Source organism: Legionella sp. PATHC039 (assembly GCF_026191275.1).
GTDB classification, from domain to species: Bacteria; Pseudomonadota; Gammaproteobacteria; order Legionellales; family Legionellaceae; genus Legionella; species Legionella pneumophila.
The window spans coordinates 183118-197406 of sequence record NZ_JAPHOP010000001.1; the positions used below are offsets into that span (position 1 = coordinate 183118).

The window sequence follows — 14289 nt, forward strand, 5'->3', positions numbered from 1 at the left end:
ATAAACAGAAAAATTTGCATACCTGGTGAATAGTTACAATTTTAAAATCGGTATCCTGACAAGAAAATGCGCTCTGTTTTATCCGCACAATCCAGAGGTAACTGGACTGTGCGGATAAACTTTCATTGAAAAGGTGAATAGCTAAATAATTAATACACCCTATTTCTCCTCTTGCTCTTTAGCCAGTATGGTTTCCCTTTTTTTGTTGCTTTCATTTTTTGCCGGGATTGAACGATTACCTTGTTGGCCACCATGACTTTGCTGATTCGCGTTGGATTTTTTTCGTTGTTGGTTTGCACTCGCAGCGGCATTTGTATTGCCCGATGAAGAACGTTGCTGACCTCCGCCTGAACGACGTCTGCGATTTGCGTTGCTACCTTGCTGACGCTTATCTCCTCCTGAACTTTTTGAAGACGCATGTTTTCCTTGATTCTGAGCACGATGATGGTGTTGTTTACCGGGCTCTTGAGTTGCGGCATGGGTAGCTGAATGACCACCAAATAAACTGGTCCATAATCGTTTGATGAAACTGGTTTGAGGATGTTTGATAACCCTGTGTTCAGCAAAAGATTTAACTGCAGGCTCGTCATGCGACGCTGGCTCTTTATCACTGCTGGGAACCTCTACGTCTGGTTGCTGAATCAAAGTGTAGCTTGGTTTTTTGGATTTCCCTACGTTGTCTTCTTTCAGACGAGTAATCGTATATTGTGGAGGGTGCAAATAAGGATTCGCAATAACAACGACACTCACGCCATGCCTTTTTTCAATATCTCTGATAAAATTGCGTTTTTCATTCATAATGAATGTGGCCATTTCTGGTGGCAATTGCACTTGAATCTCAGCTGTTTTTTCCTTGAGTGCTTCTTCTTCGATAAGACGAGTAATCGATAAGCCATGAGATTGTATACTCCGTACAGTTCCTCTACCCTCACAACGAGGACAAACCTCCTGGGCAGTTTCTCCTAATGATAATCGGAGACGTTGCCGTGACATTTCAAGAAGACCAAAGCGCGAAATTCGCCCAACCTGAATTCTGGCTCTATCAGCCTGCAGCGCTTCTTTGAGTCGACTTTCAACTTCTCTTTGATTTTTACTTGAACTCATGTCAATAAAATCAATAACTACCAAGCCACCTAAATCACGCAGGCGAAGTTGGCGAGCAATTTCATCAGCGGCTTCAAGATTAGTATTTAATGCCGTCGCTTCGATATCAGCACCGCTTGTAGCCTTGGCTGAGTTAATATCAATTGATACTAAAGCCTCAGTTCTATCTATAACCAAAGCACCTCCAGAAGGAAGCATAACTTGGCGTTGATAAGCTGTTTCAATTTGGCTTTCAATTTGATAGAAATTAAAAAGAGGTATGCTGCTGTTATAAAGTTTTAGATTAGGTAAAAACTCTGGTTTTACGCGTTCAATGTATTGTTTTGCTTTGATATACGAGATTTGATCATCAATAATAATTTCACTGATGGATTTTCGCAAATTGTCGCGAATTGATCGAATAATCACATCACCTTCTTGATGAATCAGGCAAGGCGCTAGTTCTGAGTTATAGGCTTCCTTGATGGATTGCCACTGATTGCAAAGCATGTTTAAATCATCTTGCAGCTCTTCCAGGCTTTTCCCAACCCCTGCAGTGCGAATAATAAGACCCATGTCTTCAGGAAGAGTTAAAGCATTTAATGTTTCACGTAATTCATCTCGCTCTTCGCCTTCAATGCGTCTTGATATTCCACCAGAATGAGGGTTATTGGGCATTAAAACCAAGTAACAACCTGCCAAGGTAATAAAAGTTGTTAGAGCGGCTCCCTTATTTCCCCTTTCTTCTTTATCCACTTGGATAAGTAATTCTTGACCTTCACGAATTAGGCTGGTAATTGGAGGTTTCTCATCGCCAAACTCTTCCGGGTTTTTGCTTAAATATTCAGGTGCTATTTCTTTTAGGGGTAAGAAACCTTGGCGTTTGGAGCCATATTCAACGAAAACAGCATCAAGACTTGGTTCTCTTCTTGTTACAATGGCTTTATAGATATTACCTTTTTTCTTTACTTCGCCTGGGCATTCAATATCCAGATCAAATAATTGATTGTTTTTAATTAGTGCAACACGAATTTCTTCTGTTTGCATTGCATTGATTAGCATTTTTTCCATGTATAACCCCATATTGTAGGGCGCATGCATTTACATCGAGATAGTGTAAGGCTCAATATAGCATATGATCATTTCTACAGTTTTCTTGCCACGAAGTTAACTTTCTTAGTTCCATATCTTGCATTCATCTTAAATATGCTGAGAGAGGGCGTCAGAAAATTAATGTCTTGGTCTCTATTGTTCTGGCGAAATGATAACAGCCTATTCCCTAATTGCTCAGTTTTGTTTTTGAAAAACAATTTTATGAAGCAGGTAGGGAGAGAGATTTTAAGCTGACCCATGACCTTGTGGACAGACCGTACGCATGTTACCTGAATAGTTAAAGGTGCACACTGTGTGATGTACCGTTTACAGATTAAGTGGGTTGGGAAAAAAAGGCCTTTCATTAGGCGTGCAAAAGCCCGGCAATAATTCGTAATTGGTATAAAGCATGTCTGGCATGCGTAGGTATCTGTCGAAATAATTATCAATTTTACTCTGGTATTGGGTCGCTTCCTTATATCTTCGACTTAAATGGAAGCGCATTTTGTTTTTTCTTCTAGGCATCTACTCACGCGTATCAAGATGAAAAAAACAGCGATGATTCTTCAACTTGTGGTTCAAGTTTTTATTGAATTCAAACTGTTTTATATTCGCCTGAGCAGGTGCTTCTTTAGTTTGATTTGCTATCAGATTAACTAAATTTATGCTATTCTGTTAACTTTTCATTCTTCATTTATGATGAAAAATTAAGATGAACGCAAGTATTTTAACTAATTAATTACAAATCTTTTATCGATTATGAATCGATTATTAAACTATTTTTCTGTTTATACGTTATAATTCGGTCGTACAGGGATTTTCCCGTACGATATCTAATCATATCAAAAAAATCACGCTCAGAAAACAGGTTTATTGACAATGAGTGAAGTAAGTTATAAAGAAATAGGCCCCGAAGAGAATGGGCAGCGTTTGGATAATTATCTGATTCGAATTTTAAAAGGGGTTCCTAAAAGCCATATCTATAGAATTATTCGAGGTGGTGAGGTTCGGATCAATAAAAAAAGGGCCCAGGCTAACAGTCGTTTACAAATTGGAGACATTATAAGAATTCCACCAATTCGAACGGCTGATTCTAAGGAAGTATTTGTAAGTGATAGTTTGGCAAAACGCTTGAAGGATAGTATCATTTTTGAAGATTCTTCCTTGTTGGTAATTAATAAACCAGCGGGTATTGCAGTACATGGTGGTAGTGGTTTAAGCCTAGGGGTTATTGAAGCTTTAAGAAAGACCAGGCAAGATTTATCCTATTTGGAATTAGTCCATCGATTGGATAGAGAAACTTCCGGTTGTCTTTTATTAGCTAAAAAAAGAAGTACATTAAGGGCTATTCAAGCGCTATTGGAAGCCCGCGAAGTGCAAAAAACTTATTGGGCTTTATTAACTCATCGTTGGGACGGTAAAAAGAAAATTACAATTGCAGCTTCTCTCGAGAAGAATACATTGAAATCCGGGGAAAGAGTTGTTTCTGTTCAAAAAGATGGTAAGGCATCAGAAACAGATTTTAAATTGCTGGAAAATTATCATCAGTCCTGTTGGGTGGAAGCCTCTCCTAAAACAGGGCGGACACATCAAATTCGCGTTCATAGTGCTTATTTTGGTCATGTCATTGTTGGTGATGAAAAATACGGTGCTAAGGTGGGTGAGGTGGAAGGTATTGACTATCAACAGAATCGTCTTTATCTGCATGCAAGGTCTATTCAATTCAATCTGAATGGAGTAAAGCAGGTATTTCAAGCGGATATAGACGATGGATTTGGAAATACTTTAAAGCAACTACGTGCAAGGAGCCTATTGAGCTATGAGTAGTGCGTATCAATTAGTAATTTTTGATTGGGAAGGCACGATTGCTGATACATTGGGAGTTATTTTACATACTGTTGCTACTGAAGCCAAAATGTTGGGCTTTGGTGATATTGACCCATATCAAGCAAGAAAATATGTAGACTTAGGATTGGTTCAAGCAGTAAAAAAAACATTGCCCAATCTAACTGCTGGGCAGCAGGAAGATCTATTACAGGCAGTGCAATCCGCAATGATTTCACGGCCAACAGAAGTGCGTTTAATACCAGGAGTATTAGAATTTATCCAACAACTTCATCAAGCAAAGGTTGATTTGGCCATTGCTACAAATAAAGGTCATAATTCTTTAATCCGCGCTCTTCAGGCAACTGAGCTTGATCAATTGTTTAAAGTAACACGCTCTGCTGGACAAGTACCGGCAAAACCTTGTCCACAAATGCTTGAGGAAATTATGGATGAATTCGGGAGAGATCCTTCATCAACTTTGATGATAGGAGATTCTACAACGGATATGGAAATGGCAAAAAGAATCAATGTTAATGCTATAGGCATGGATTTTTACCATCAGCAAGAGGAAGCACTTAAAGCAGCAGGTGCTCTGGCCGTATTTGATGATTATAATTTGTTGTCGGCTTATCTTATGTTGCCAGAAGCATAAAAAAAGGGGGATGTTTAGCAGTGAGTACGTTAACCAGTTTGCCTAATATATTAACCTTGATGCGGATTTCAATCATTCCAATATTTATTATGGTATTTTATTTTCCTTTTAAGTGGGCTCATCCGACTGCTGCTGTTCTTTTCGCTATTGCAAGCATTACCGATTGGTTAGATGGTTATTTGGCGCGTAAACTTGAAATGATGTCTCATTTCGGAGCTTTTCTTGATCCTGTTGCTGATAAATTATTGGTATCGACAAGCTTGTTATTACTAGTTGGAGCAAAGGATATTAATTATATCACGATACCTGCTATCGTAATCGTTGGACGAGAAATTGTGATATCAGCTTTACGCGAGTGGATGGCAGAAGTTGGAAGTCGCGCTAGCGTCGCAGTTGGATACATAGGGAAAGTTAAAACCTCTTTGCAAATGATCGCTTTAGTATTATTGCTGGCATTTAATCCTATTGTTTCTTGGTGGGGGAGCATTGGGTTTGTTCTTCTTTATGTGTCGGCTATTTTGACGATTTGGTCTATGGTGATTTATTTGGCTATTGCCTGGCCAGAGTTAATGAAAAAAAGTTAATTTTGCTGTTGACAGGGTATTTATTTTCGGTAGAATCTCATCCCGTAGAGACGCGGGAATAGCTCAGTTGGTAGAGCATAACCTTGCCAAGGTTAGGGTCGCGAGTTCGAGTCTCGTTTCCCGCTCCAAATTTAAGCGACATCGAAGTCGCTTTTTTTTTAGAGCAATAGCGAAGTCTATAGATTTGAGGCTGTGTGGCAGAGTGGTCATGCAGCGGCCTGCAAAGCCGTGTACGCCGGTTCGATTCCGGCCTCAGCCTCCATTAAAAAAACAGTGAATGCCCAGGTGGCGAAACAGGTAGACGCAAGGGACTTAAAATCCCTCGGTGGTAACACCATGCCGGTTCGATTCCGGCCCTGGGCACCAAAATTGCAGAATTTCCTAGCTCCAGACTCTTTATGTTGACTGCAATGAATCTGCTTTTAAATTCCAACTTAATGATGTTCGCCATTGTTTACTATTCGTTCCCACATGATCAAAAAACAATCTTAATGATTCGTTAATAATAGACCTGTATAATTATACTTATGCATACTAGCTTTCTCTAGTTTAGGAATAAAAAATGGTCAAATCTTTATCAGTTAGAATACGAGAATCTTTAGATGTTTCCGGAGCATTTGATAACTGTTTTTTCCATACTTATGCAACGCATCTTATTGCGAATGACTTCCCTTTGCCAAAAGATCTTTTTACTTTTAAATCCATTCTGGGTGGTGACAGTTATGCGTCAAATTTACATAAAAGATTTCCTAACTTTGATTCCCTTTCTTTATTTGCAAAGTATGCAGAATATAAAAATCCGGAAGAGGAACCTATTTCTCCCAATTTTATTGTAGAAAAAACTCTGGTTCTTGGTTTTATGCTTCGCGAGTGGTTTGCTACAAAAATGTCTGAAAATCTTAAAATACGTGATGCAATACAAAATAAAGTGGTAGGAAGCTTTAATAATTATATAGAATTTCGAGAAGCAGTCTCTAATGAGGATTTGTTATCAGGTCCGGAAGGAGTTTTATATACGGCCAATCAGGATTTCCTTGAATATTGTATTGCTCGACCCAAAGAGGGCATTTTAACTGAGCAAGAAAAAAGATTTGAAAAATATTTTACTGATAATGAAAATAATACAGAGAGAGCCTTAGTGGCTTATTGGAAAGGAGAGGGTTATCAGAATTATTGCCGACAATTTGCAACACCTGGTACTAAATTATCTCAAGATGACGTCACTCCGATGATTCAATCTTTGGAGGAGCCTGTTATTATTTACAATTCAGGTGCTGGATTAATTCAAAAGATAGATGGAGATGAGGCAATTCCTCCAATGGAAGTGGTACTGGATGTTTTGGCTGGACATTATCACTTGTTAAAAACAGAAGAAACGGAAGCTTTATTAGAGGAATACGATACTAGTTTTAAACAGTATAAAACAGATAGGGAAAAAGTTCTTTCTACTGTGGGAGATAAACTCGAAGCTGCAAATTCGAAACCTTCTTTATTAGTAGGGGCTATCTGTCCTTCAGGACTTCTCGAAAAAACTCCATTTGCTTTATTGTTGGATAAAGTAGATGATATGCAAAGGTTTGTTGTACAACATGATCTCTCTATAGAACAGCGCAGACTTGAAGAGCAACGCAAGCTTGAAGAAGAGCAGCGTAAGCAAAAAGAAATTGAACAACGCAAGCTTGAAGAAGAGCAGCGTAAGCAAAAAGAAGTTGAGCAACGCAAACTTGAAGAAGAACGGCGTAAGCAAAAAGAAGTTGAGCAACGCAAACTTGAAGAAGAACGGCGTAAGCAAAAAGAAATTGAGCAACGCAAACTTGAAGAAGAACGGCGTAAGCAAAAAGAAGTTGAGCAACGCGAGCTTGAAGAAGAACGGCGTAAGCAAAAAGAAGTTGAGCAACGCAAGCTTGAAGAAGAACGGCGTAAGCAAAAAGAAATTGAGCAACGCAAGCTTGAAGAAGAGCAGCGTAAGCAAAAAGAAATTGAGCAACGCAACAAAGTTCCTAGGCAAGAACAGCAAAAGAATAAAAAAGAAGAGATGATCAAGGTATCCCTTCAAAAGGTTGATAAAATACTGGAAGAGCTTGAATCAAAAATTGGAAAAGTCGATCAACACAATTTCGGCAAAGCTCATAGAGTCGCATCGAAGCTTTTAACCGAATTGAAAGAAGCACGCAATAATTATGAAAGTAATTTAAAAGAGTCTCAAGTAACAACAGAACAAGCTGGAGCAGCATTTAACGTGGAATGTGGAAAAGCAATTAATAAAGCCAAGCCCGTATTAGAAAGAGATTTAGGTTGGGGAGATTATCTTAAAAATCTAATGAGAACCTTGGCTAATGCCGTTGTCTGGACCGTTACGTTAGGAAATGTTAATTCATTTTTCCCTTATGCCAGAGCAGCTTCTGTGAAAGCAGTCGAACAAACGGAACAGGATTTACTGCCAAAACCAGTAATATCTCCAAAGTAAGGTCATTAACATTAACTGAATTAGTTTCGACCTTAATCTCTGTTTAGACTTTATAATCTCTTATAGCTGTGCTGTGAATTGTTTGCGGCATATCTTATTTTATATTGAACTTTTTATTGTTTGATATTAGACCTCTGGCATAACCTGTTTCTTTAGTTTTATTGCCGCGTTGCAAACGTTTCTGTGGTGCTCATTTACTACATGTAAACCCGGCTCCTCAAAACGTTTGCGCCTTGCCCTAAAACTAAAGAAACAGGTTATGCAAGACCTCTATTCTTTTATTAATAAAAATGCACTACTGATAACAATTAAATACCCACAGATTCTGTGGATATCTATGTGGGTTGTCTGATGATGAATTATTAATAAGTTCTTTAAAATCTTTAGGCTTCAATCTTGGCGTTTTCTATAAGTGCTGTACAATACTAACTTTAATCCAGCTGAATACGATTATGTATAAACCATTGGCTCTTTTTATCGGATTACGTTATACGCGTTCACGTAAGAAAAATCACTTTGTTTCCTTTATTTCCCTAAGTTCCATGTTGGGTATAGGCATGGGAGTGATGGTTTTAATCACTGTTTTATCAGTGATGAATGGTTTTGATCTGGAAATTCATCGTCGTTTTTTTGGGATGGCGCCTGAAATCACCATAACAGGTCCTGATGAGCGGTTAAGTGATTGGCCTGAAGTGGTTAAAAAGGTTGAAACAATTCCTGGAATAAAGGCAATTGCACCTTATGTTGGAAGTCAAGGGTTATTGACTCATGAAGGTCAGGTTTTGCCTATCGTTCTAACCGGTATTTTGCCAGAGAAAGAACAATCAGTAACTCATCTCAATAACAAACTACTGGCAGGTAATATGAATAATCTGAAACATTTTGGGATTATTCTTGGAAAAGGTCTTGCGGACAGTCTTGGGGTGATGATTGGAGATAAGGTTACCATAATGATCCCGCAAGCAACAGTAACTCCTGCCGGCATGATTCCACGCTTCAAGCGCTTTACGGTTGTAGGTGTTTTTTCTGCGGGAACAGGATTTAATTTCGATACAAAATTAGCATTTATTAATATCGAAGATGCCCAAAAATTAATGCAATTCGACAACAATGATGTCTCAGGCATAAAGATGAAAATCAATAACGTCTATAAAGCACCTGAATTGTCTTATGAATTATCTGATCGTTTGGGCGAAGGATATCAAGTGGGCAATTGGACTCAGCAGTTTGGAGCCTTTTTTGAAGCAGTTAAAATGGAAAAAACGATGATGTTTATGATTTTATTGCTTATTATTGCTGTGGCTGCTTTTAATTTGGTGTCTTCTCTGGTAATGGTAGTCAATGACAAACAAGCTGAGATTGCTATTTTAAGAACTATTGGCGCTAAACCTTCTACCATTTTATGGGTTTTTATTGTACAGGGAATGATGGTTGGTCTGGTTGGTACAATTCTCGGGTTGTTAGGAGGTTTAGTATTGGCCAATAACGCAACGGAGATAGTTAATGCGTTGCAGTCCTTTTTCCAGGTGAAGGTATTGTCTTCAAGTATTTATTTTGTTGATTACTTGCCTTCTAAAATTATGTTTCGTGATCTGTGGCAAGTTTGTGCTATGGCATTATTAATGAGTTTTGCTGCAACCATTTATCCCGCCTGGCGAGCATCAAAGACAGTCATCGCGGAGGCTTTGCATTATGAATGACATTATTTTAACCAGTCAAAAACTGTATAAATCATACCATGATGGCACCTCTACAGTCGAGGTGTTAAAAGGAGTTGACTTAGCCATAACAAAAGGGGACCGAATCGCTATTATCGGGCCATCAGGTTCTGGGAAAAGCACTCTTTTGCATTTATTGGGGGGGCTGGATAAACCAACTAGCGGCCTGATTACTCTTGGCAATGTCAATTGGCAAAAAATAAATGAAAAACAACGTTGTCAATTGCGCAATCAACAATTAGGATTTGTTTATCAATTCCACCATTTGTTACCCGAGTTTACGGCACTTGAAAATGTGATGATGCCGTTATTACTGGCGGGTATGGCTGTGAAAGGTGCAGAAGAAAAAGCCATTAATATGCTGGAACAGGTAGGACTTAAACCACGATTAGCGCATAAGCCTGCTCAGTTGTCTGGAGGAGAAAGGCAACGGGTTGCCATAGCGAGAGCCTTGGTGCATCAGCCACATTGTGTCCTAGCTGATGAGCCGACTGGGAATTTGGATGAGGCAACAGCCCGGAAGGTGTTTGATTTGATGTTGGATCTTAATAAAAAAATGAATACCGCCCTGGTTATAGTGACCCATGATCAGCGGATTGCAGAACGTATGGAAAGGGTTCTCGTTTTGCATGAAGGTACTTTGTATGCGAGAGAATAAAAATAAGATAAGGAGTATTAACAATGGATGAAAAAAAAGATAAAACAGTTCATATGAAAGAAATTACAAGTACTATTAAGGACAAAGAAAAAGCCAAACCATTGCCAAAATCAGAGTCTAGTCTCCCTGTTAAGTCACATAGAAGAGGGTTTTCTATTTTTTATCCTCACTCAACCGAAAATTTAAAAGTACCTTCTTCAGAACAGACAAGTAATAAAGGATTTCTACCTGGACCTGATTTCAATAGGGAACATTATGATACAGTTGATGCAGGAGGACCGCTTGCGAGTAATGCAGCTGATAAGATATTAGAAAAAATATTTTCGCCAAGAAATAGACGGCGATTGCTGTCAGAGAGTCACCAACCCCAACAACAAACAGTTGAAGTTGATGATGACTCTTTTAGACCTTTACCGATTTAATAATCCGCGTGACCTGGTGTGCGAGGGAAAGGTATCACATCTCGCACATTGGATACTCCTGTAACATAGCTAATCAGACGTTCAAAGCCCAAGCCAAACCCGGCATGAGGAACAGTGCCATAACGGCGCAGATCTCTATACCATTGGTAATGTTCTTTATTCAGGTTGCATTCGTCCATGCGTCTATCCAGTATTTCCAATCGCTCTTCGCGTTGGCTGCCGCCGATAATCTCTCCGATGCCTGGAGCTAAAACGTCCATGGCGGCTACCGTTTTCCCATCGTCGTTAAGACGCATGTAAAACCCCTTAATTTCTTGCGGGTAATTTGTCACAATGACAGGCTTTTTGCAAAGCACTTCAGCCAGGTAACGTTCATGCTCTGATTGGAGATCTAATCCCCAACTAACTGGAAATTCAAACTTTTGTTCACTCGCCTCAAGTGCTTTGATTGCATCAGTATAGGTCATAATTTCAAATTCAGAATCCGCAATATGTTCCATGCGCTCTATGCATCCTGGCGCGACAAACTGATTGAAAAAGTCCATATCGTCCGAACGCTCTTCAAGAACAGTTTTACAGAGATAACGCAACATACTTTGGCTGAGCTTACAAATGTCTTCCAGATTTGCAAAAGCGATTTCAGGTTCGATCATCCAGAATTCAGCCAAATGGCGGCTTGTATTCGAATTTTCAGCCCGAAATGTTGGTCCAAAAGTGTAGACCTTGGACATGGCCATACAATAAGCTTCGACATTTAGTTGGCCAGAAACAGTTAAGAACGTTTCTCTACCAAAAAAATCCTTACTGAAATCGATTTGTCCTTTATCATTTTTAGGGATATTTAATAAATCCAGAGTGGATACTCTGAACATTTCTCCTGCCCCCTCGCAGTCACTGGCAGTTATGATAGGTGTATGCACCCAAAAAAAACCTTGTTCATGATAAAAACGGTGAATGGCTTGCGCCAAAGAATGACGCACTCTGGTGACAGCGCTTATGGTATTGGTTCTGGGGCGCAAATGAGCTACTTCTCTTAAAAACTCAAGAGTATGGCGTTTGGCTTGAATAGGATATGTATCTGGGTTTTCAACCCATCCAACCACTTCAATGGATTCGGCCTGGATTTCAAAAAATTGCCCTTTTCCTTGCGATGCCACCAATTTTCCAGTCGCTATCATTGAACAGCCAGCGGTTAATTTTGTTACTTCTTTGTGGTAGTTGGATAACTGATCGGTAGCGACGATTTGTATGGGAGAAAAGCAAGAGCCATCATGAAGGCTGATGAAAGACAAGCCAGCTTTTGAATCTCTTCGAGTTTTCACCCATCCTCTTACCGTAACGGTTTCATCAATACTGATTTCGCCGTCGAGACATTGTTTTATAGTAAAGACTTCTGTCATTATATACTCCAAAATCGAAAACGATTGATTCAGGGCTTAGGAAATATTCCAATCCTTCGAGGGATTGATTTTCTCCCGTTTGTAGTATTTCCTAAACCCTGAATTAAAATGTGATGATACACTAAATAAAATCCGTGGGGGAACACCATGCTGCAAAGAGTTTTACTCGTATTGTTATGTTTTTTTTCTTTTTTAGCCAGCGCTAGCGATACTGTTCTAAAATTATACAGACCTTTTGGTGATGTTTTTGAACAAGCACCACCTGTCGTTAAAAAAATAATGTCTGGCCAATGTTACGAACAATCCCGCATCATTATACGCGAAGACGCATGGCGTTGTCAGGCTGAAGACCAATTATTTGATCCTTGTTTTGTGAAAGCTGGTAGCAAAAAAATGGAGGCCGTATGCCCCCAATCTCCATGGGTTGGTGATAGCGTACAAATTAACGTAGGGATACCTTTGAATAATGAACACCATAAGACCTTAGATATGTCTCGCGCTTTTCCCTGGGCTATTGAATTGGTTAATGGTGAGTACTGTTTGGCTGTAAATTCTAACGAGCAATATGATTCAATGCCTGTAAGGTACCGTTGCAGCAATCAAAATGTTTTAATTGGTTACCTGCAACGATGTAAAACAGCTTGGAGTATGTTGGAGAAAACCCCTAAAGGCGTAATCACGGTAGAGTTGAGAAGAGCATGGTTTTAAGATGAAATGGCTTCTGGTGCCGCATCATGGAATGCCGGCAGGGTTAGACAATACTCATTGATTTGATTGATTATTGGGTAACTCGCCATATCAAAATGAAATCGTTGAGCATTGTAAACCTGGGGGATCAAACAAACGTCTGCCAGACTAACCTCACTTCCAAGGCAGACTGGCTTGTCGCGCTTCATAGTTCCCAGTTTTTCCTCAAAAGCATCAAAGCCTGTTTTTAACCAATGATGATACCATTCCAGTACCTGTTCTTGACTGGCTCTAAATTGCTCCTTTAAGCGATTCAACACTCTTAAATTATTGAGGGGGTGCATATCACAAGCAACAATTAAAGCCAGAGATTTTAGATTGGCTTTCATAAAGGGATCTTTAGGAAGCAATGGTATTTCCGGGTAGACTTCTTCCAAATAATCAATGATTGCCATTGATTGGCTCAGGATATGTCCATTAATGTCGAGGCTGGGAACAAGTTCTTGAGGGTTAATTTGATGATACTGAAGGCTATGCTGTTCGCCTCCATTATTAACCAGATGCACTTCAATTTTTTCGTAAACAATTTTTTTTAAATTAAGAGTGATTCTTACTCGATAGCATGCGGTAGAGCGGAAATAGTCATACAATATCATAAGGAATCCTTCTCGTATTTCGTTACTATTTGGTCAATGGAGCCAAATAGGGAATACCCTTGACCATCGAGCATTTCTATGCGAATTCGGTCCCCAAATCCCATAAACGGTGTTTTTGCCTGTCCGAATTCTATCATTTCCAGCATTCGCTTTTCAGCAATACAAGAAGAACCTTTGCTGCGGTCAAGGTTGGATACTGTTCCAGAACCTATAATAGTACCCGCAGTTAAAAACCTTGTTTTTGCCGCATGCTGTATCAGTTCTGGAAAAGAAAAGGTCATATCAATTCCAGCATTGGGTTGGCCAAATAATTGCCCATTAAAATGACTAATTAATGGCAAATTCACACGTTGTCCATCCCAGTAAGAACCTAGCTCATCCGGGGTTATCGCTACCGGGGAGAAGCTGCTGGCAGGTTTTGATTGGAAGAACCCAAACCCTTTTGCCAGTTCCTCGGGTATAAGATTGCGTAGAGAGACATCATTAACCAACATCAACAGTTTGATATGATGGGCAGCGTTTGTATGATCAATTCCCATGGGAACATCATCAGTGATAACAGCCACCTCGGATTCAAAGTCAATTCCATAGGCTTCTGAGCTTACCAAAATAGGATCACGAGGCCCCAGAAAAGCATCAGATCCGCCTTGATACATGAGTGGATTGGTCCAAAAATCAGCAGGCATTTCTGCTCCTCTGGCTTTACGAACCAATTCGACATGGTTTACATAGGCACTGCCATCGGCCCATTGATAGGCGCGGGGTAATGGCGAGGCACATAGCTCGGGAGCAAACGCAAAGGCGTCTTCGATTTGATTATCATTTAACTGTTGATAAACCAGTTGTAATTTGGGTTCAACAACATCCCAATGATCCAGGGCATATTGAAGTGTTGATGCGATATGAGGAACGCGTATTGCAGCGGTCAGCATTCTGTTGACAATGCAGAGTTCTCCATCGCGAGAACGAGTTGATTTCAAACTGGCGAGTTTCATATAGATCTCCTGGCTTATGCCTGAAAAACAGCATCATTACATTTCAGC

12 protein-coding genes and 3 tRNA genes are annotated in these 14289 nt (G+C 39.6%); 11 read left to right on the forward strand and 4 right to left on the reverse strand.

What is annotated here, in order from left to right; genetic code table 11:
* Positions 1-159: 159 nt before the first annotated feature.
* Positions 160-2154, reverse strand: a complete 1995-nt coding sequence (locus OQI99_RS00915) for an Rne/Rng family ribonuclease (RefSeq protein WP_061513865.1) — start codon at positions 2152-2154, stop codon at positions 160-162.
* Positions 2155-3054: 900 nt separating this feature from the next.
* On the opposite strand from OQI99_RS00915, the gene OQI99_RS00920 reads away from it, so the two are divergent.
* The 10 genes from OQI99_RS00920 to OQI99_RS00965 all read left to right on the forward strand — a co-directional run bounded on the left by OQI99_RS00920 (position 3055) and on the right by OQI99_RS00965 (position 10503).
* Positions 3055-4002 carry an RluA family pseudouridine synthase gene (locus OQI99_RS00920; RefSeq protein WP_061513866.1) on the forward strand — a complete coding sequence of 316 codons (948 nt, stop codon included), beginning with the start codon at positions 3055-3057 and terminating at the stop codon, positions 4000-4002.
* Positions 3995-4654: an HAD family hydrolase gene (locus tag OQI99_RS00925; RefSeq protein ID WP_061513867.1), complete on the forward strand. Its 660-nt coding sequence runs from the start codon at positions 3995-3997 to the stop codon at positions 4652-4654. Before OQI99_RS00920 ends, OQI99_RS00925 begins: the two co-directional genes overlap by 8 nt.
* A 20-nt stretch (positions 4655-4674) precedes the next feature.
* Entirely contained in the window at positions 4675-5238 is a 564-nt protein-coding gene (pgsA, locus tag OQI99_RS00930) for a CDP-diacylglycerol--glycerol-3-phosphate 3-phosphatidyltransferase (protein ID WP_061513868.1), read from the forward strand.
* Between the two features lie 52 nt (positions 5239-5290).
* Positions 5291-5366: transfer RNA gene (locus OQI99_RS00935), tRNA-Gly, on the forward strand.
* A gap of 60 nt (positions 5367-5426) precedes the next feature.
* Positions 5427-5500 (forward strand) — tRNA-Cys (locus OQI99_RS00940).
* A gap of 17 nt (positions 5501-5517) precedes the next feature.
* Positions 5518-5604: transfer RNA gene (locus tag OQI99_RS00945), tRNA-Leu, on the forward strand.
* A 196-nt stretch (positions 5605-5800) separates the two neighbouring features.
* Positions 5801-7705 (forward strand): hypothetical protein, encoded by a 1905-nt coding sequence (locus tag OQI99_RS00950; protein WP_061513869.1) that lies wholly within the window; start codon positions 5801-5803, stop codon positions 7703-7705.
* A 452-nt stretch (positions 7706-8157) separates the two neighbouring features.
* Positions 8158-9405: a lipoprotein-releasing ABC transporter permease subunit gene (locus OQI99_RS00955; protein WP_265731089.1), complete on the forward strand. Its 1248-nt coding sequence runs from the start codon at positions 8158-8160 to the stop codon at positions 9403-9405.
* Positions 9398-10081 (forward strand): lipoprotein-releasing ABC transporter ATP-binding protein LolD, encoded by a 684-nt coding sequence (gene lolD, locus OQI99_RS00960; RefSeq protein ID WP_061512677.1) that lies wholly within the window; start codon positions 9398-9400, stop codon positions 10079-10081. Before OQI99_RS00955 ends, lolD begins: the two co-directional genes overlap by 8 nt.
* Positions 10082-10104: 23 nt before the next feature.
* Positions 10105-10503, forward strand: coding sequence for a hypothetical protein (locus tag OQI99_RS00965; RefSeq protein ID WP_061512678.1), 399 nt, complete (start codon positions 10105-10107; stop codon positions 10501-10503).
* On the opposite strand, the gene asnS is transcribed toward OQI99_RS00965, so the two are convergent.
* Positions 10500-11903: an asparagine--tRNA ligase gene (gene asnS, locus OQI99_RS00970; RefSeq protein ID WP_061512679.1), complete on the reverse strand. Its 1404-nt coding sequence runs from the start codon at positions 11901-11903 to the stop codon at positions 10500-10502. The genes OQI99_RS00965 and asnS overlap by 4 nt on opposite strands.
* 147 nt (positions 11904-12050) lie before the next feature.
* Between asnS and OQI99_RS00975 the strand changes: the two genes are divergently transcribed.
* Positions 12051-12611, forward strand: coding sequence for a hypothetical protein (locus tag OQI99_RS00975; RefSeq protein WP_015961402.1), 561 nt, complete (start codon positions 12051-12053; stop codon positions 12609-12611).
* On the opposite strand, the gene maiA is transcribed toward OQI99_RS00975, so the two are convergent.
* Together maiA and OQI99_RS00985 are read right to left on the reverse strand one after the other, a co-directional pair.
* A complete protein-coding gene (gene maiA, locus OQI99_RS00980) occupies positions 12608-13246 on the reverse strand; it encodes a maleylacetoacetate isomerase (protein ID WP_011947139.1) in 639 nt (212 codons plus the stop codon). The two genes, OQI99_RS00975 and maiA, sit on opposite strands and share 4 nt — an antisense overlap.
* A complete protein-coding gene (locus tag OQI99_RS00985; RefSeq protein ID WP_265731090.1) occupies positions 13243-14241 on the reverse strand; it encodes a fumarylacetoacetate hydrolase family protein in 999 nt (332 codons plus the stop codon). The genes maiA and OQI99_RS00985 overlap by 4 nt, the downstream gene beginning before the upstream one ends.
* Between the last annotated feature and the right edge of the window lie 48 nt (positions 14242-14289).